The sequence below is a fragment of the Bradyrhizobium sp. IC3195 genome (assembly GCF_020193585.1).
Taxonomy (GTDB): Bacteria; Pseudomonadota; Alphaproteobacteria; order Rhizobiales; family Xanthobacteraceae; genus Bradyrhizobium; species Bradyrhizobium yuanmingense.
Genome location: NZ_JADYVG010000002.1, coordinates 606,467 through 624,462 on the forward strand (window position 1 = coordinate 606,467; position 17,996 = coordinate 624,462).

Genomic DNA, 17,996 nt, shown 5'->3' on the forward strand with positions numbered 1-17,996 from the left:
GACTATTCGGAGCGTCGATGAAAGCCAAATTTTTCTATGTGAGGCCCATCACATAAACTCCTCGATCGCGGCTTATAGCTAATGCAGTCAGCCCTCGCCCCGCAGGCGCGGACCTACGCCTGCACCACCTCGTGGCGCATCACGAAGGGTGCGAGCAGTGCGTGCACCTCCCCCTCCACCGCTTCGCGCTGCCCAGCCGGCAGGCCCGTCAGCGTCACGGTCGCGATCGAGCCGTGGCTGCCGTGCGGGCCGACCTTCACCTTGCAATCGATGCCGCGCTCGACCAGCGGCGCCAGCACCTTGGTGAACACGCGCGCGGCCGCGTCCCAGCGCAGCTGCGGCTTGAACACCTTGCCGACGCCCGTCACCGGCATTGGATCGATCGGGATGACCTGCACAGGAACGGCGGCGCGCTCCGGGGTGCGCTCGCGCACCCAGGCTTCCAGCTCGCCCGGCTCAACCTTTGCGCCGGGCTTCAACTGCACGTAGCCTACCGGCAATTCGCCGGCATAGGCGTCGGGCTGGCCAACCACCGCGGCGAAGCCGACGGCGGGATGGCGGAACATGATCTCCTCGATCGGCGCCGGATCGATGTTGTGGCCGCCGCGGATCACGAGATCCTTGGCGCGGCCGGTGATCCACAGATAGCCGTCGGCATCGAGCCGCCCGAGATCGCCGGAATTGACCCAGACCCCGTCGATGAAGGCACCCTTGTTGTGCTCGTCGCTGAGATAGCCGCCGAACACGCCGGGCCCGGCCATGATGACGACACCAATCTCGTCCGGCTTGCAGTCGCGGATCAGGCGGCCGTCGGCGTCGAGCTGCACGATGCGCACGCGCGCATAGGGCATGGGAAGGCCAACCGAGCCGAGCCGGATCGGCCGGCCCGGATAAGCGAGCGTGTGCACGCTCGAGGTCTCGGTCATGCCGTAGACCTCGACCACCGGCAGCTTCAGCGTCTCCTGAATCGCCGAGCCGACCGCGACCGGAATCGCCGAGCCGCCGCCGGCCGCATATTTCAGGCTCGAGATATCCGCATTCCCAGGCGGCACCGCGAGCGTCGCTGCGAGCACGGTCGGCACGCTCGACAGAGCTTCAGGCTTGAAGCGCGCGACGAGCTGCCAGATGTTCTTCACCGCATTCGGGTTGCGCCAGCCGCTCGGCGACAGCACGACCAGCGAACCCCCGCCCGACAAAGTCGTCAGCACCTGCGTCAGAGATCCGCCGACGTGAAACAGCGGCATGCCGAACAGCAGATTGGCGCCGGGTTTCCCCTTCAGCAACAGATTGAGAGCCCATGCCTGATAGACCTGGTTGGCATGGGTATGCCGCACCAGCTTGGGCGTACCCGTGGTGCCGCCGGTGTGGAAATAGGCTGCGATGTCGCTGCCGCGAATCTTGCGCCCGCTGACCAGCCGATCCGACGGCTGCTGCTTGATCAGGTCGCTGAAGGCGAAGATGCCATTGGCCGGATCGCCGCCGCCGAACACCTGCACGATGGCTTTCAGATGCTTCAGATGCGGGCGGATTTGCTCGACCTTCTGCCAGATGTCGGTGCCCGGCATCGGCCCGAGCGCCACCAGGATCTTGGTGTTCGCAGCTTCCAGGATTTCGGCGAGCTGGTGCGGCTCGAGCAGCGGATTGACGGGATTGGCGATGCCGGCGGCCTCGGCGCCGAACAGAGTGACGAACGCATCCGGCACCAAGGGCAGCATGAAGCTGATGACGTCGCCCTTCTCGGCGCCGAGCGCGTGAAACATGTTGGCGGCCTGGGTGACGCGCGCGATGAAATCGCGGTGCGTGACGACCAGCGGCGCGTCGGCGGGATCGGCATTTTGCAGGAACTGGATCGCCGCCCCGTCGGGATTGCGCTCGGCACCAAGCCTGATGGCGTCATAGGTACTCTCGGCCGCGACGCGGTCGGCGTAGGGGACCTGCTCGAACGCCCGGACCTCCTCGTCCGTCAACAGTTCCGGATAGTCGTTGCCGATCAACCGATCGAGCGCGTGGATGCCCGCCATGAATTCCGTCCTCCCTCAGATGCATGTCCCCGCCGCCGTATCTTTTGACAGTTTGGTTCGGCGAGGTCTCGGCCGTGTTCGGCCGAGCCGGACCAGAATGATGGATGATTTGCCGTTCGTCCATTGCCTACCGGCTGCGCCACTTGAACCTCTGCGCCTGATCGAGGGACCAAGAACTGCCACTGAATTCACTCGCCAGCGCCCTGCCGCAAGACTCGAGGTCATCATGACGACGCCCCTGCGGAACCGGATCGCACGGCTGGTCGCTGCGTTCACAATGGTATCCGCGATCGCCCTGCCCGGTGCCTCGCTTGCCGACAGCCAGCTCGACAAGGTGCGGGTCAAGGTCGCCGCCTTCATCGCCGACAAGATGGAGAAGCTGGGCGGATCGCGGATCGTCTACAGGGTCGACACCGATGCCTTGCGGGAGGCGGTCGTCACGGATTTGCGCGACGACGTCTACAAGATCCTGCGCGAGGGCCGCATCGCGTTCTCCGGACTTGCGATCCGCGACGGCGGCGTCGACGTGAAGATCGCTGACGGCAAAGGCCGCGAACAGCTCACGCGCAAGCTCGTCGCGGCGGCGGAGGGGTTGCCGACACACGCGCTCAACGTCACCGACGCCGGCGACGGGCTGCTCAGGCTCGCGCCGACCGATGCCGCATCCGCCGCGCGGCTGCGCGATCTCGTCGAAGATTCCATCGCCATGATCGAGCAGCGCCTCAAGGACGCCGGCGTCAAGCTCGCCAGCGTCCAGCCCGAGGGAATGGACCGTATCCGCATCTTCCTGCCCGGATTGATGGAGCCCGAGCAAATCACCGCGATCTTCGCCAGGAAGGTCAAGGTCGGCTTCCGCCTGATCGACCTCTCGATGTCCGCAGAGCAGGCGCAATCGGGCACACCGCCGGCGGGCACGGAAGTCCTGCTCGGCTTCAAGGACAAGCTTCCTTATCTCGTCGCCAAGGACAGCGCCCTCGAGGGCGGCGAGATCAGCTATGCCGGCCCGGGATTGACCGGCGACAGCAAGGAGCCGATCGCATCGTTCCGCTTCAACGGCCGCGGCACGCGGCGCTTCGCCCATATCACGGCAGAGAATGTCGGAAAGCCTTTTGCCATCGTGCTCGACGACAAGGTGATCTCCGCGCCCGTGATCCGCGAGCCCATCACCGGCGGCTCCGGCCAGATTTCCGGCAATTTCACCCTGGAAGAGGCCAACAGCGTCGCCATGCTGCTGCGCGCCGGCTCTCTGCCGGGGCGGCTCGGCCTCGTCGAGCAGCGGGTCGTGCAACCCGCCGCCAAGCCGTAAACGAAGGTCGCTTCGGGCCCGTCAGCGACGCTCAAGCCCGCACGGCTGGCCCGAATCACGGGCCTGCGCGGCCGGACGCGCAACCAACGGGCAATTGCCGAAACGCCCGATCAGGCTAAAATTTGCCCCTTGCGGCACGATGGCCGAAGCGTCATTCAAGCGGTCGTCATTCGATTTCGGCTATACGGGTGCCGACCAGGACTGAATGCCTTACGTGGGGTTAGTACCATGCCGTCCGGCAGCGCAGACGTTTCGTCGATCCTCGACCGCATCCTCGAAGCGGCCACGGACAACCTCAGGATCGCGAAAATCCTGGTCCAGATGGGGCTCGATCCCGACAGCGTCACCTACGAGGCGATCTTCAACCGGCTCCTGGAGATCTTCGTCCACAACATCACGCTCGCCAATCTGTTCGCCGTGGTCGGGGCGGTCTTCTTCGTCGCCACCCTCTTGATGCGGACAATGGTGCCGCTGCGCGTCGCCAACATGATCGGCTGCGCGTTCTTCGCTCTCTTCGGCGCGCTCTCCGCCAACGTCGCGACGTTCCTGCTCTATCTCCTGATGCTTCCGATCAACGCGCTGCGCCTGCGGCAGATGCTGAAGCTGGTCAAGAAGGCGCGCCATGCGGCCGAAGGGGACATGTCGATCGAATGGCTCAAGCCATTCATGACCGAGCGCAGATACCGGCACGGCGACATCCTCTTCAAGATGCGTGACCCAGCCAACGAAATGTTCCTCACCGTCACCGGCAAGTTCCTGGTCAAGGAGATCAACGTCGAGATCGGGCCCGGGGCGCTGATGGGCGAGCTCGGCTTCCTCACGCCGGACAACCGGCGCACGGGGACGGTCGAATGCATCGAGGACGGCCAGGTGCTGACCATCACCTATGACCGGCTGCTCGAGATCTACTTCCAGGATCCGCAATTCGGCTATTACTTCCTGGTGCTGACCAGCCAGCGCCTGTTGCAGAACATCGATCGCCTGCAGAAGCAGCTGGCAACCGAGCGCGGGACCACCACCAACAGGATCGCGTGAGCGCCGCGCGGCCGATCTGACGCCGGGGATGACGACGCAGCGCGTCCGTGACACGAGACGCCCCCCGGTCTTTGCGGGATCGCCGCAAAATCGCCCTAAAAACCGAATGGTAACCATGCCGGGCTAGGGTGGCGACGTGACCAATTCTCCGACGATCCTGGTGTTCGATTCCGGCCTTGGCGGGCTCACGGTGCTCCGCGAGGTCGTGGCGGCGCGGCCCGACGCGCATTACGTCTACGTCGCCGACGACGCCTTCTTCCCCTATGGCCACCACAGCGAGGACGAGATCATCGCCCGCGTCGTGCCGCTGATGGGGGAGCTGATCGGCCGGCATAGTCCAGACCTCGTCGTCATCGCCTGCAACACGGCGTCCACCCTGGTCCTGTCTCACTTGCGCGCCGCCTATTCCGTAGCCTTCGTCGGCACGGTGCCGGCGATCAAGCCGGCCTGTGCGCAGTCCAGGACCCGCCGCGTTTCGGTGCTCGGCACCAAGGGCACGGTGAAGCGCGAGTACACCAAGGCGCTGATCCGCGATTTCGCACAAGGATGCGAGGTGACGCTGGTCGGCTCGCCCGAGCTCGCTTCGCTGGCCGAAGCCGCGCTCGGCGGTAGCCCGATCAGCGACGAAGCCATCCTCGCCGAGCTCGCTCCCTGCTTCGTCGGCGACGCCTCGGATGCGAGCGCGCGCACCGACACCGTGGTGCTCGCCTGCACGCATTTTCCGCTTCTGCTCGACCGGATGAAGAAGCTCGCGCCCTGGCCGGTCGACTGGATCGATCCGGCGCCCGCGATCGCCCGCCGCGTCTCCGACCTGCTCGGCCCGCCGACCGGCGGCATCGCGCAGTCCGGTGCCGAGATGTTTTTTACATCGAACCGCGTGCATGGTCTCAGCGCCACGCTGACGCCGTTCTTCGGCGGACGCGCGGTGGCCTGAGCTTGCGCACTGGCGGCGCGCTGCTAGGCTTTGCCGTCGCCATCGTCCCGCAGGTTTTTCCATGTCGGTCCCCGCAAAGCCGCTGAACCGCCTCCGTCAGCTCTGGCGCGAGGGTCGCCCCGCCTTCGGTGCGATCGCGACCATCCCGAGCGTGCAGATGGTGCAGATCATGGCGCGCTCGCTCGATTGGATCATCGTCGATCTCGAGCACGGCCCGATCGGATTGACCGAAGCCCACGCGATGATCGCCGCGACCACGGGCACGCCGTGCACGCCTCTGGTGCGGATCGCCGCCAACGAGCCGTGGCTGGCGAAAGCGCCGATGGACATCGGTGCCTTCGGCATCAACTTCCCGATGATCACGAGCCGCGCGGATGCCGAGAAAGCGGTGCGCAGCGTGCGCTACCCGCCGCGCGGCGATCGGCTCTGGGGTCCCTTCCACGCGCCGTTCCGCTGGGGCCAGTCGATGCCTGATTACATGGCCTCTGCCGACGACGAGATGATCTGCATGATCACGATCGAGCACGTCGACGCGGTCAATCGCATCGACGAGATCATGGCAACGCCCGGTATCGATGTCGCGGTCATCGGTCCCGGCGATCTCGCCACCTCCATCAACAAGCGCGGCCAGATGGATGATCCGCAATTGCTGGACCTGATCGCGCGCGCCGAGGCGGGCATCCTCAAGTGCGGGGTGCCGATCGGCGGGGTGGCGCGCACCGCCGATCAGGCCAATGCGCTGATCGACCGCGGCTACCGCGCGATTGCGCTGGGCTTCGACTGGTCGCTGTTCCAGCGCGGCATCATGGCGGCCTACGAGGGGGTCAGGCGCTGATCGGGCCGATCGACGCATGACCGACCGACGCGACCAAGAGCGCCTGATCGAGATATAAATCATTGAAAATGGATGATTTTTTGGTCTAAAGGGGGTCCATCTTTGGCGCTGCCCGGTGCGGCGAACCGACCGGCCCCAAGCGGGTTGGTTCGTGCTAGAGCGAGCAGGCGGGCCCCGCTCGTTGCACATATTTTGATCTTTTGATTTGGAACCGGAGGCCTATGCGCGGGACGCCCAAGACCATTTCGCTGCGTCGTCGTGTGATCTGCGACCTCATGCACGCCTCGAAGGGCGTACCTTTCGTTTCATTGGCCCGTTCGCTCAATATCTGCCCCCTGCTGGAGGCCCGCGCGGACGCGGCCGCGCCCGCCGGCTGGGCCGCGATGTTCGTCAAGGCTTTCGCCCTGGTTGCAAAGGACGAGCCGATCCTGCGCACCCTTTACGTCAAATGGCCCTGGCCGGCTCTGTATGAGCTTCCAAAGAGCGTGGCGACGGTCGCGATCGCGCGGGTCGAGGATGGCGAGGAATGCGTGCTGCTGCAGCGAATCGCGGGTCCCGAGGCTCTTTCGTTGGCAGAAGTCGATGCGGAAATCCGACGCGGCAAGACGGCCCCGATCGAGGATGTTCCGATGTACCGCAAGATCATGCGGGCGACCCGCCTGCCTTTGCCATTGCGGCGCCTGTCCTTGGCCATCGGTCTGAATTTCGGCCGTCAGCGCGGTAACTGGTTCGGCAGCTTTGCGGTAAGCTCGGTCGCCGCCTACGGCGGCGGCGAGCTCCACCCGATCACGCCGGGCCCCTTTGTCCTGAGCTATGGGCTGGTCGAGCCAGATCAGACCATCCATGTCGTGATCCGCTGGGACCACCGCGTCACCGACGCCGCCCCGATCGCGCGGGTCCTGACCCGGCTGGAACAGGTCCTGAACACTGAAATTGCTGCCGAATTGCGGGCGGCGGGGTCAAAGCCGGTCCGGGCGGTCAGGACATAAGAATACCGTCGTCGCAGGTCCCGGAATGACAGGCTAAAGAATTGACAGCCAACCCCAAACTCCCCTAAAAGCCGCCTGCTCGCGGGCCGATTTCGGCCCGCGAAGCGTTTCGCGACCCGTGGTCCTCTCCCTTAAGCTTTGGGGATCGGACCTGTCGGTGCCGGGATCATCCCGTCACACAGGAGGGCGCGTTTCCTCAAACCATGACCTGAAGAGGACGCGATGACTAAGCGCAGTGAGGCGAAGTACAAGATCGATCGCCGTATGGGCCAGAACATCTGGGGCCGCCCGAAGAGTCCCGTCAACCGCCGCGAATACGGCCCCGGCCAGCATGGCCAGCGCCGCAAGGGCAAGCTCTCCGACTTCGGCGTGCAGCTGCGCGCCAAGCAGAAGCTGAAGGGCTATTACGCCAACATCTCCGAGCGTCAGTTCCACGGCATCTATGTCGAGGCCAGCCGCCTCAAGGGTGACACCGGCGAGAACCTGATCGGCCTGCTGGAGCGTCGTCTCGACGCGGTCGTGTACCGCGCCAAGTTCGTCTCCACGATCTTCGCCGCACGCCAGTTCATCAACCACGGCCACATCAAGGTGAACGGCCGCAAGGTCAACATTTCGAGCTATCAGCTCAAGGTCGGCGACGTGGTCGAGGTCAAGGAAGCCTCCAAGCAGCTCGCCCACGTGCTCGAAGCCAGCCAGCTTCCCGAGCGCGAGGTCCCCGACTATCTCGAAGTCGACCACGGCAAGATGACCGCGAAGTACGCCCGCATCCCCGGCCTCTCCGACGTGCCGTTCCCGGTGCAGATGGAGCCGCATCTGGTCGTCGAGTTCTATTCGCGCTGATTATTGGGCATATCGACGTTCAAAGGCCCCGGTTCTCCGGGGCCTTTTTTGTTTGAACGGGCCATTCCCATGTCGCAGGCCATCTGTGCTATGGTCGCCACATCGCGGAGTTGAGCATGACTCGTCTTCTGGAAGAGGCCTTCAGCAAGGTTTCCAGCCTGCCTGATTCAGAGCAGGACGATCTGGCGCGGGCCCTGCTCGAGCTTGCCGGGATCGATCAGCCACCGATCCAGCTGACGGCGGCGGAAGAGGCGGATCTCGCCGAGGCCGAAGCAGAAATCGCGCGCGGTGAGTTGGCCAGCGCCGACGAGGTCCGCGCAATGTGGGCCAAGCACGGGCTGTGAAGGTCCGTTATACGAAGCGGGCGCTCGCCCAAATCGACCAAGTTCTAACTTACATCGAGGTGCGCTCACCCCAAGGCGCAGGCCATGTGCGCGACCGCATTGTCGCTCTCATAGCATTGCTAGAGAACTACCCCTACGCAGGGCGAACAACTACGCGTGCATACGTCCGTCGCTTGCCGGTCAACCCTTATCCCTATCTGATCGATTATCGTGTGACCGCGACAGAAATCGTTATTATGCGGTTTCGTCACGCCGCCCGGCGTCCACCCAAAGCTCGCTGACCCGCGAGAGAGTGCCATTCCATTCGAGGAGCAAGTTGATGCTCTACACCCCTCCCCCCGTCGATCCCAAGGCGCCGCCGGTGCGCATCAATCTGCTCTCGGACACGCAGACCAAGCCGACGGCAGGGATGCGGGAGGCGATGGCGCGGGCGGAAGTCGGCGACGAACAGGTCGGCGACGATCCGACCGTGAACGCGCTGTGCGAGCGCGTGGCCGATCTGCTCGGCAAGGAAGCTGCGGTCTACATGCCCTCGGGCACGATGTGCAACGTCACCGCGACGCTGGTGCATTGCCGCCCCGGCGACGAAATCCTCGCCCATGAGACCGCGCATATCATCGCGCGCGAAGGCGGCGCGCATGCCGCAATCGGCGGTTTCCAGGTCACCCAGCTCAAGGGCCCCGATGGCCAGTTCACGCCGGAGACTCTTCGCAAGGCGCTGCATCCGCGCACGCGGTACCAGCCGCCGCAGACCGTCGTCAGCGTCGAGCAGACCGCCAATATCGGCGGCGGCACGATCTGGAAGAAGGCGGTGCTCGACGAGATCGTCGCGATCGCCAGGCAGCACGACCTCGTCACCCATATGGACGGCGCGCGCCTGCTCAACGCCACGGTCGCGAGCGGCATCTCGCCACGCGACATGACCGCGGGCTGGGACTCGGCCTGGATCGACTTCTCCAAGGGCCTGGGCGCACCGATCGGCGGCGTGCTCGCAGGCTCGCGCGCCTTCATCGACGCGGTCTGGCAGTGGAAGCAGCGGCTCGGCGGCTCGATGCGGCAGGCCGGCATCTGCGCCGCAGCGTGCATCTATGCTCTCGACCACCACGTCGAGCGCCTGGCCGACGACCACGCCAATGCGCGCGCGCTCGCCCGCGGCCTGTCGCAGATCTCGGGCATGGAGGTGCAGGAGCCCGAGACCAATCTCGTGTTCTTCAAGCCCGACGGCGCCGGCATTCCCGGCGACAAGATGGTCTCGGCCCTCCGTCAGCGCGGCGTGACGCTCGCGATGATGGACGGCCGCATCCGCGCCTGCACCCATCTGGACGTCAATGCGAGCCAGATCGAGGAGACGATCGGGTACGTGCGCGAGATCGTGCGCGGGGCGTAAAGCTCAGCCCCGTAGCCCGGATGGAGCGCAGCGAAATCCGGGATCTATCCACGCGGTGAGGACGTCCCGGATTGCGCTTCGCTCCATCCGGCTACGCAAAGGGGGAGAGGTCTCACCGCCCCATCGCCTGATAGATCAGCGTCTTCAGCTCGAGCTGGATCCGGCCGCGCTGCGAGGGGGTCTGCACCATGAAGATTCCGAACAGGTCGTCTTCGGGATCGATGAAGAAGAAGGTGCCGCCAACGCCGTCCCAGCGATATTCGCCAAGCGGCCACTTCGTGCCCGGCGGCACCGCGATACGCACGGCGAAGCCGAGGCCGTAGCCGCTGGTCTCACCGGGATAGTAGTGCTTGTCGCGCTCGACGCGGGTTTCGGGACCGATATGATCCCTCGCCATCAAGGCGATGGTTTCCCGCTTCAGATAACGTCGACCTTCAAGCGTGCCGCCGTTGAGCAGCATTTGCGAGAAGCGGGCATAATCGCCGACCGTGCCGACGAGGCCGCCGCCGCCCGACTCCCATCGCAGCGGTTTCCTGATATCGCGAACCTGCGTGATCGGGCTGATCGCCCGATCCTGCGGCATCGGCTCGGCGATACGCGGCCACTGGGCGGGATCGGCGACGTAGAACGCCGTGTCCTTCATCCCGAGTGGATCGAGCAGCCGCGTCTTCGCGAACTCGAGCAGCGATGTCCCCGAGATCAGCTCGATGATGCGTCCGAGCACATCGGTGGAATGGCCGTAGTCCCAGATCGTGCCGGGCTGTTCGGCGAGCGGCAGCGCGGTGATCTTCGCGACGAATTCGGCATTGGTCGAATTCCTGTCGAACAGTCCGGCGTCGGCATAGAGCTTGTTCACCAGGTCCCCGCCATAATAGCCATAAGGAATCCCGGCGGTATGCCGCATCAAATCCTCGATCGTCACCGGACGGTTGAGCGGCTCCAGCTCCAGCGAGACCTTGTCGTCCTCGGCCTTCTTCTCGACGCCGACCTTCATGCCGGCAAAAGCCGGAATGTATTTCGAGACGGGATCGCTGAGCGCAAGCTTACCCTCCTCGACCAGCATCATCGCCAGGACCGAGGTGATCGGCTTGGTCATCGAATAGAGGCGGAAGATCGTGTCCGCGCTCATCGAAAGTTGGGTCGCGACGTCGCGGACGCCGAAATTCTCGCAGTAGACCGGCTTGCCGTGTTGCTGGAGCAGCAGAATCGCCCCCGGAAATTTGCCGGTCGCGATCTCGTTCCTGATGTAGTCGGAGACTTTTGCCAGGCCTTCGGGCGTGAATCTGTGCGCGCGGCCCTCCGAGCCCGCCCGCGCACTTACGACGCCGAACAAAAGAACGAGCGCCGCGAACAGCGCGCGGCGCCCGTTCATGTCACTTCTCCATGGCTTCATAAACCAGCTGCTTCAATGTCCGCTGCACGCGCTGGCGCTCGCTCGGGGTCTGCTGCAGCACCAGGAAGAACATGTCCTGCTTGCGATCAACCACCAAATAGCAACCGCTGGCGCCGTCCCATTTCAATTCCCCGAGATCGCCGGGCGGCGGAGGTTTGGCATTACCGGGATCGGTGCGCACGGCAAACCCAAGTCCCATGCCAAAACCGTCACCGGGAAAATAGAAGTAGTCCCGCTCAACGCCGGAGTCCTTGCCTGCATGGTCCGATGCCATTAGCTCAAACGTCTGCGGGCTGAGATAGGTCTTGCCCTCGAACGTTCCTCCATTGACCAGCATCTGCGCAAAGCGGGAAAAGTCCGCCATAGTCGAAACCATGCCGCCGCTGGCGGATTCCCACTTCTGGCGAACCTCAGTCCTGTACTCGCGGCCGACCCGGAAATTGCTGTCGTTCGGCAGCGGCTGGGCGAGTCGTTTCAGTCTCTCCGGTTCGGTGACGAAGAAGCCTGTATCGGTCATACCGAGCGGATCGAGCAGCTTTTCCTTCTCGAGTTCGAACAATGTCTTTCCGGACACGATTTCCATGATCCGCGCCAGAATGTCAGTGGAATGGCCGTACTGCCAGAGTGCGCCGGGTTGATTGTGCAGCGGCAGCTTGGCGATCCGCTCGGCGAACTCGGCGAGATCGAATTCGCCCGCGTAGATGCTAGCGTCGCGATAGGCCTTGCGAACCAGACTATCGCCGTAGAAACCGTAGGTTATCCCGGAGGTATGGCGCATCAGATCGAGAATGGTAATGGGCCGGGCCAGTGGTACCAGCTCGAGCGTCTTGGTGCCGTCCTCGACCTTCTTCTCCTCACCGACCTTCACATTTGCAAAGGAGGGAATGTATTTCGAAACGGGATCGTCGAGCTTGATCTTTCCGTCTTGGATCAGTTGCATCGCCACAACGGAGGTGATCACCTTGGTTAGCGACGACAGGCGGAAGATGGTCTTGTCCGTGATCGGAGCCTTGCTGACCACGTCCTGAACGCCGAAGACTTCGTGATAGACCGGCTTGCCATGCTGCTGGATCAGCACGTTTGCACCGGCGATCTTGCCCGTCGCAACCTCGTTCTTGAAGAACTCGGTGATCCTGCCGAGCTTCTCCTGGTTGAAACGTGCGCCGGCCGGAATCTCGTAAGTGCCCTCCGCGCGCGCCGGCGAGATCGCGGCAAGCGACACCAACGCGCCGCAGGCGAGCGCACGCAGTCCAAATTGTGAAATCATATCCCCTCCCCGGAACATGGCGCCTCGGAGTGTACCGACCGCGTCATCAGGCACAAGGGCTGCCGTACCGCGCCAAGACATCCGAATGGAGGGCGGCGCTTGCCTCCGAGAAACAACAAAATATGACGTGCGCAACCAGCGGCGCAGCAGGCAGGGCTTCGATGGCGGCATGGACCGCGATCTTTGCCGCCTGGTCGGCAGGAAAACGATATACGCCGGTCGAGATCGCGGAGAACGCCAGCGAAGTCAGCCCATTGGCCTGGGAGAGCTCCAGCGCACGGCGGTAACAGGAACGAAGTGCCGCCGCCTCGCCGCGAGTGCCGCCGTGCCAGACCGGACCGACGGCATGGATCACGTATCGGGCGGGCAGACGATAGCCCTTCGTGATCTTGGCATCGCCGGTCGGGCATCCCCCGAGCGTCTGACATTCGGCGAGAAGCTCGGGACCAGCGGCGTCATGGATCGCGCCATCCACGCCGCCCCCGCCAAGGAGCGACGTGTTCGCGGCGTTGACGATGGCGTCAACGCCGAGTGTGGTGATATCGGCGACGATGACCTCGAGCTCCGCGCCGCCAATCCGGCGCGTCAGCACGGTCACGTGTCAGGCCGCGACGACGACGCCCTTCTCGGAGAAGAGCTGCTGCAATTCGCCGGCCTGGAACATCTCGCGGACGATGTCGCAGCCGCCGATGAACTCGCCCTTCACATAGAGCTGCGGAATGGTCGGCCAGTTCGAATATTCCTTGATGCCGTTGCGCAGCTCGGCGGATTCGAGAACGTTGAGGCCCTTATAGCCGACACCGATATGGTCGAGGATCTGGACCACCTGGCCGGAGAAACCGCACTGCGGAAATTGCGGCGTCCCCTTCATGAACAGAACCACGTCGTTCGACTTCACTTCATTGTCGATGAATTCCGCGATGCTCATATCCGTGTCCTTCTGGGGCAGAGCCCTCACCAATTGCTTCGGGCCGGCTCAGCCGATTTAACCCGATACCTGCCCATATATGTAGCCCAAACCGTTGTGCATCCAAAGTAAAATGGCGGCGACGGGTCCCCGCGGCCGGATTGACCCCAGCCGGGTCCATAGGCTGATGACATCAATATCATCGCCGCAGAGGACTTTCATACCGTAACGGAGCCCCTATCTAGGACGAACCCTGTTCATGGAACCGGGTCGTGCGAACAACGTTCTCTTGTCCTGTCTGGAGAAAAACGTGACGAAACAAGCCTCAGCCACGGCCTCCCTGCGTTCGTCACCGTCCTCCCGCGAGGACGACCTCGCCCAGCGGCTGGAAGCGGCGTTCTCGACTGTCCGCAATGAGACCGAACGCCGGGCCGCACCGCTGTCGCCCGAGGACCAGCAGATCCAGTCCATGCCGGATGCCAGCCCGACCAAATGGCACCGGGCCCATACGACCTGGTTCTGGGAGCAATTCCTGCTCGGCGAGCATGCTGCGGGCTACCGGCCCTTCCACCCCGATTTCGCGTTCCTGTTCAATTCCTACTACGTCAGCGCCGGCCCGCGACATGCTCGCAATCATCGCGGCGACATCACCCGCCCCAGCGCCGACGAGGTCGGCGCCTATCGCAAATACGTCGATACGGCCGTCGGCAAATTCTTCCGCGAGGCCGGCGCGGACAAGCTCCGCGCAATCGCGCCGCTGGTCGAGGTCGGGCTCAATCACGAGCAGCAGCATCAGGAGCTGATGTTCACCGACATCCTGCATGCCTTTGCGCAGAACCCGATCTATCCGGCGTATGACCCGGCCTGGCGCTTCCCGGCCGCAACGCGCGGCGGCGATGACTGGCTGACGCTGAACGAAGGCATCCACACCGTCGGCCATGTCGACGACGGCTTTCATTTCGACAACGAGAAGCCGGCGCACCGCGCCCTGGTCGGCCCGGTCAGGATCGCCCGCAATCTGGTCACCAATGCCGAGTGGCTCGCCTTCATGCAGGACGGCGGCTACCGGACCGCAACCCTGTGGCTGATGGACGGCTTTGCCGCGGCCAGCAAGGAAGATTGGCAAGCCCCCGGCTATTGGCGCGAGGTCGACGGCGCATGGCAGGTGATGACGCTGGCCGGCCTCAAGCCGGTCGATCCGGACGCGCCGGTCTGCCACATCAGCTATTACGAAGCGGACGCGTTCGCGCGCTGGTCCGGAAAACACCTGCCGACCGAGATGGAATGGGAGGTCGCGGCCCGCGCTGGCCAGCTCAACGACGCCTTCGGCCTCGTCTGGCAATGGACCCGCAGCTCGTACGCGCCCTACCCCGGCTATCGCGCCGTCGAGGGCGCGCTCGGCGAGTACAACGGCAAGTTCATGGTCAACCAGCTGGTGCTGCGCGGCTCCTCGCTTGCAACTCCGCAAGGCCACAGCCGTACCACCTATCGCAACTTCTTCTATCCGCACCACCGCTGGCAGTTCACCGGGCTGCGGCTTGCCGATTACGACTAAGTATTCCGACGACAGATGCGCGCCGGACAGCGCGTTCAGGAGAGTATCATGAATGTGCACGCCAGCGCTTTGGCCGAGGCCCATCTTCCCGACGAGCAGACCACCGCCTTTGCCCGCGAGGCCATCGAGGACCTCTCGCAGCAGCCGAAAAAACTGTCGCCGAAATATTTCTACGACGCGACCGGATCGGAGCTGTTCGAGGCGATCACCAAGCTGCCGGAATATTATCCGACGCGCAGCGAGCTATCGATCCTGAAGGAGCGCGGAAGCGAGATCGCAAGCATCATCCCGGAGCACGCCGCGCTGGTCGAGTTCGGCGCCGGCGCGACCACGAAGGTGCGCCTGCTGCTCGATCATTGCAAATTCGCAGCCTATGTCCCCGTCGACATCTCCGGCGACTTCCTGAAGGCACAGGCGAGCGGCCTGAAGCGGGATTTCCCAGCGCTCGGCATCTATCCGGTGGCGGCCGATTTCACGACGCCGTTCGAGCTGCCCAAGCAGGTTGCATCCATGCCGAAGGTCGGCTTCTTCCCCGGCTCCACCATCGGCAATTTCGAGCCGCAGGAAGCGCAGGCCTTCCTGAAAAGCGCGCGCAAGATCCTCGGCAAGGGCGCGCAGATGATCATCGGCGCCGATCTCGAGAAGGACGAGCGGATCCTCTTCGACGCCTATAACGATGCGGCCGGCGTCACCGCGCGCTTCAACCTCAATGTGCTGGTGCGCATCAACCGCGAGCTCGGCGGCAATTTCGACCTGTCCGCCTTCACCCATCGCGCGATCTACAACCGCGAGCGGCACCGCATCGAGATGCACCTGATCAGCAGGAAGAGCCAGACCGTGCGCCTGCTGGGCACCAGCTTCTCGTTCCGCCCGGGCGAGAGCATCCACACAGAGAACAGCTACAAATACAGCATCGCGCGTTTTGCCGCGCTGGCCCAGGGCGCGGGCTGGCGGGTCCGCGAGAGCTGGACGGATGCGGCGAAGATGTTCTCGGTGCACGCGCTGGAGGTCGCGGAGTAAGGCCGGGCTTCAATGCTCCTCGGCTTCTTCGGGCGCCGACCCCAGCGACACCGACTCCCACACCGCCACCACGATCAAAATGGCGCTCGTCGCGATCGAGAGCCACAGCGGCGACAAATCCGACGCAAACCACCACAGCACCAATAGCGCGATGATGCCGATGCCGTGCGAAAGCTGGAGGAAGCCGCGGACCGCGTGCTTGAACAGGATGGTGCCGATCAGAAACACCAGGGGGCCGCCGATCGTGCTCAGAACCGTGCGGACGTCGGAATGGCCGGACGGATGCTTCAGTACCAGTTCGTCCGAGACCGCGGTCAGGATGATGCCGGCGATGATCGGCATATGCAGATAGGTGTAGGCGAGCCGCGCCAGGCGGCCGGACTCGCTTGACTTCGAGATCCGCTCCAAGCCGGCCTCCGCGCCCTTGTGGAAATAGATCCACCACATCGCGATGGCGCCGACCAGCGCTGAGACGAAGGCGAGAATGTTGCTCGCGGTCCACTCCAGTTCAGCGAAGGTCGCGCCGTTGACGATAATGGCCTCGCCGAGCGCGATGATGACGAATAGACCGCAACGCTCGGCCATATGGCCGCCTTCGACCGCCCAGGCCTCAACGGAAGAAAAGCCCAGCTTCGGCACCCAGAACCGCGCGGCCGGCGAGATGTATTCCCAGGTAACCGCCGCGATCCACAGCCATAGCCGCCTCTCGCCCTCGGCCAGGCCGCCCGCGATCCACAACGCCGCGGAGATCGACAGCCAGGTCAGGATGCGGATTGCGTTATGCCGCACCGCTGTTCGATGCAGCGGCGTTGCGAGCAGCCAGAACGCGGTACGCCCCACCTGCATGGCCGCATAGGCAATCGCGAACCACAGGCCACGGCCCTCGAAGGCGGTCGGGATCGTGGTCGACAGCACGAGGCCGCCCAACATCATCGCAAAGAGCAGGAGCCGGACCGGGGTCAGCTCGGGATTGAGCCAGTTGGTAACCCAGGCGGTGAAAACCCACAGCCACCACACCGCGAGAAACAGCACCGCGACGTGCACGGCGCCGAGCGGCGTGAAATGGTGCAGCAGCGTGTGCGATATCTGCGTGACGGCGAAGACGAAGACAAGGTCGAAGAACAGCTCGACGAAAGTGACGCGGCTGTGCTGGTTCGGCACAATGACGCGGAACATCGCGCCGTGCGGATTGTCCGCAGCCATCATCGTCCCCTCGTGGCGCTGGTCAGGTCAGGTGCAGCTTCGTCAAGTACCTGGCACGCCGGTTTGCAGCGCCAGCGCGTGCAGCACGCCGCCCATCTGGCCACGCAGGGACTGGTAGACGATCTGGTGCTGCTGGACGCGCGATTTGCCACGGAAGGATTCCGAGATCACGGTCGCGGCATAGTGGTCGCCGTCGCCGGCGAGGTCACGGATGGTCACCTCGGCATCGGGGATCGCTGCCTTGATCATCGCCTCGATATCGTGGGCGTCCATGGGCATTCGGGTCTTGCTCCTTATCTCGGCTGCAAAGCAGCCTCATCATCGAATCGCTGCCGGGGGTCCCCTCGCCGGCAAGGTCAAACTTAGCGTGAACGGCCTTCTACGTCACGCCTTCCGGCACTATATCCCTGATCCCATCAGGACAAAGGCACGACAAAGTGCCGCGCGCGGCAGATTGATCGAAAAGGCGTGAAATCATGAAGCTTCCAGGGCCCGACCACCCGATCACCATCACCCCAAATCCCCGGCGCGTCCGCGTCACGGCGGGCGACATCGTGATCGCCGAGACCAGCAAGGCGCTGACCTTGAAGGAGGCCAGATATCCGGCAGTGCAATATGTACCGCGGGAGGACGCCAACATGGCCCTGTTGGAGCGTACCGACCGCGTCACCCATTGCCCCTACAAGGGGGACGCGAACTATTACAGCGTCAAGGCCGACGGCAAGACGCTGGACAACGCGATCTGGACCTACGAGACACCCTTCCCCGCGATGACGGAGATTTCAGGCCATCTCGCGTTCTATCCGGACAAGGTGAAGATCGAGGAAGTGGGATAAGCGCCGCAACCCACGACCGTCATGCCCGGGCTTGTCCCGCCTGCGCGGTCGAAGCCGCTCCGGCGAGGCGAAGGCCCGGGCATCCACGTTCTGTACGCGGTAAGGCGTGGATGGCCGGGTCAAG

The 17,996-nt window shown here is 64.0% G+C and carries 19 protein-coding genes; 12 read left to right on the forward strand and 7 right to left on the reverse strand.

Translation table 11 applies throughout. The features are described 5' to 3' along the window. Positions 1–113: 113 nt before the first annotated feature. Positions 114–2,021: an acyl-CoA synthetase gene (locus I6F09_RS06660; protein WP_225187704.1), complete on the reverse strand. Its 1,908-nt coding sequence runs from the start codon at positions 2,019–2,021 to the stop codon at positions 114–116. A gap of 226 nt (positions 2,022–2,247) precedes the next feature. Between I6F09_RS06660 and I6F09_RS06665 the strand changes: the two genes are divergently transcribed. From I6F09_RS06665 to I6F09_RS06705, 9 genes are all read left to right on the forward strand, one after another. Then, entirely contained in the window at positions 2,248–3,327 is a 1,080-nt protein-coding gene (locus I6F09_RS06665) for a hypothetical protein (RefSeq protein WP_057029492.1), read from the forward strand. A 228-nt stretch (positions 3,328–3,555) separates the two neighbouring features. After that, the gene (locus I6F09_RS06670; protein ID WP_192893158.1) at positions 3,556–4,362 is read left to right on the forward strand and encodes a cyclic nucleotide-binding domain-containing protein; all 807 of its coding nucleotides are present in this window, start codon (positions 3,556–3,558) and stop codon (positions 4,360–4,362) included. A gap of 136 nt (positions 4,363–4,498) precedes the next feature. After that, positions 4,499–5,296, forward strand: coding sequence for a glutamate racemase (gene murI, locus I6F09_RS06675; protein WP_225187705.1), 798 nt, complete (start codon positions 4,499–4,501; stop codon positions 5,294–5,296). 61 nt (positions 5,297–5,357) lie between these two features. Then, entirely contained in the window at positions 5,358–6,131 is a 774-nt protein-coding gene (locus tag I6F09_RS06680) for an aldolase/citrate lyase family protein (protein WP_225187706.1), read from the forward strand. Positions 6,132–6,352: 221 nt separating this feature from the next. Next, on the forward strand, positions 6,353–7,120 hold the full coding sequence (locus tag I6F09_RS06685; RefSeq protein WP_225187707.1) for an acyltransferase: 768 nt from the start codon (positions 6,353–6,355) through the stop codon (positions 7,118–7,120). Between the two features lie 222 nt (positions 7,121–7,342). Next, complete coding sequence (gene rpsD / locus I6F09_RS06690; protein ID WP_036012915.1) at positions 7,343–7,960, forward strand: 30S ribosomal protein S4; 618 nt, start codon at positions 7,343–7,345, stop codon at positions 7,958–7,960. Between the two features lie 116 nt (positions 7,961–8,076). Beyond that, a complete protein-coding gene (locus I6F09_RS06695) occupies positions 8,077–8,304 on the forward strand; it encodes a hypothetical protein (protein WP_057029490.1) in 228 nt (75 codons plus the stop codon). Between the two features lie 59 nt (positions 8,305–8,363). Next, a complete protein-coding gene (locus I6F09_RS06700) occupies positions 8,364–8,585 on the forward strand; it encodes a type II toxin-antitoxin system RelE/ParE family toxin (RefSeq protein WP_346730112.1) in 222 nt (73 codons plus the stop codon). Positions 8,586–8,623: 38 nt separating this feature from the next. Beyond that, a complete protein-coding gene (locus I6F09_RS06705; RefSeq protein ID WP_036027826.1) occupies positions 8,624–9,691 on the forward strand; it encodes a threonine aldolase family protein in 1,068 nt (355 codons plus the stop codon). A 112-nt stretch (positions 9,692–9,803) separates the two neighbouring features. On the opposite strand, the gene I6F09_RS06710 is transcribed toward I6F09_RS06705, so the two are convergent. From I6F09_RS06710 to grxD, 4 genes are read right to left on the reverse strand one after another with little or no spacing between them, the layout of a single operon-like run. Beyond that, positions 9,804–11,063, reverse strand: a complete 1,260-nt coding sequence (locus I6F09_RS06710; protein WP_225187708.1) for a serine hydrolase domain-containing protein — start codon at positions 11,061–11,063, stop codon at positions 9,804–9,806. 1 nt (position 11,064) lies between these two features. Further along, entirely contained in the window at positions 11,065–12,351 is a 1,287-nt protein-coding gene (locus I6F09_RS06715; protein WP_225147606.1) for a serine hydrolase domain-containing protein, read from the reverse strand. Positions 12,352–12,397: 46 nt separating this feature from the next. After that, positions 12,398–12,949 carry an O-acetyl-ADP-ribose deacetylase gene (locus tag I6F09_RS06720; RefSeq protein ID WP_109143232.1) on the reverse strand — a complete coding sequence of 184 codons (552 nt, stop codon included), beginning with the start codon at positions 12,947–12,949 and terminating at the stop codon, positions 12,398–12,400. Positions 12,950–12,952: 3 nt separating this feature from the next. Further along, complete coding sequence (gene grxD, locus I6F09_RS06725) at positions 12,953–13,279, reverse strand: Grx4 family monothiol glutaredoxin (RefSeq protein ID WP_018647423.1); 327 nt, start codon at positions 13,277–13,279, stop codon at positions 12,953–12,955. 238 nt (positions 13,280–13,517) lie between these two features. Between grxD and egtB the strand changes: the two genes are divergently transcribed. Next, entirely contained in the window at positions 13,518–14,813 is a 1,296-nt protein-coding gene (gene egtB / locus I6F09_RS06730) for an ergothioneine biosynthesis protein EgtB (protein ID WP_225185520.1), read from the forward strand. A gap of 48 nt (positions 14,814–14,861) precedes the next feature. After that, positions 14,862–15,833 carry an L-histidine N(alpha)-methyltransferase gene (gene egtD, locus I6F09_RS06735; protein WP_225187709.1) on the forward strand — a complete coding sequence of 324 codons (972 nt, stop codon included), beginning with the start codon at positions 14,862–14,864 and terminating at the stop codon, positions 15,831–15,833. A 9-nt stretch (positions 15,834–15,842) separates the two neighbouring features. Here the strand turns inward: egtD and I6F09_RS06740 are convergent, their stop codons facing one another. Both I6F09_RS06740 and I6F09_RS06745 read right to left on the reverse strand, forming a co-directional pair. Next, a complete protein-coding gene (locus I6F09_RS06740) occupies positions 15,843–17,036 on the reverse strand; it encodes a low temperature requirement protein A (RefSeq protein ID WP_225147607.1) in 1,194 nt (397 codons plus the stop codon). Positions 17,037–17,078: 42 nt separating this feature from the next. After that, positions 17,079–17,315, reverse strand: a complete 237-nt coding sequence (locus tag I6F09_RS06745; protein WP_011088461.1) for a BolA family transcriptional regulator — start codon at positions 17,313–17,315, stop codon at positions 17,079–17,081. 197 nt (positions 17,316–17,512) lie between these two features. Here I6F09_RS06745 and I6F09_RS06750 point away from each other — a divergent pair, with 197 nt between their 5' ends. Next, complete coding sequence (locus I6F09_RS06750) at positions 17,513–17,872, forward strand: DUF427 domain-containing protein (RefSeq protein WP_036043505.1); 360 nt, start codon at positions 17,513–17,515, stop codon at positions 17,870–17,872. Positions 17,873–17,996: the final 124 nt, after the last annotated feature.